Annotated in this window: 1 protein-coding gene; it reads right to left on the bottom strand. The window is 34.0% G+C overall.

Annotation, left to right across the window (positions count from 1 at the left end):
• A partial coding sequence (locus ACEN4I_RS13565; RefSeq protein ID WP_407127863.1) for a YigZ family protein occupies nt 1–212 on the bottom strand: 212 nt, incomplete at its 3' end.
• Nucleotides 213–282: the final 70 nt, after the last annotated feature.

Below are 282 nucleotides of genomic sequence, written 5' to 3'. Positions count from 1 at the left end.
TCACCGTCATCACTAGAACGCTTAATTTGACCATCTTCTCCGACAATCATTGCAGAGCAAGAGTGATTGGCCTTGTGATGCTCTTTCTTAATCTGAGCGATATACTCCCTTCCTTCTTCTTCATTGCTAATGCGTTTCAAGTGACAAATAAAACGAGATTTTTTGATTTCTTCTTCAACGATTCCATCGTTGGCAATTGTTTTGTAATCCATAAAAAAATTTTATCATAAAAAGGTGAATTCAAACATATTTTCGAATAGAAAGATATGATACCTAAAGAAT

This window comes from Desemzia sp. FAM 23990 (assembly GCF_045528485.1).
In the GTDB taxonomy this organism is placed as follows: domain Bacteria; phylum Bacillota; class Bacilli; order Lactobacillales; family Carnobacteriaceae; genus Desemzia.
This window is presented reverse-complemented; position numbering and strand designations above follow the sequence as displayed.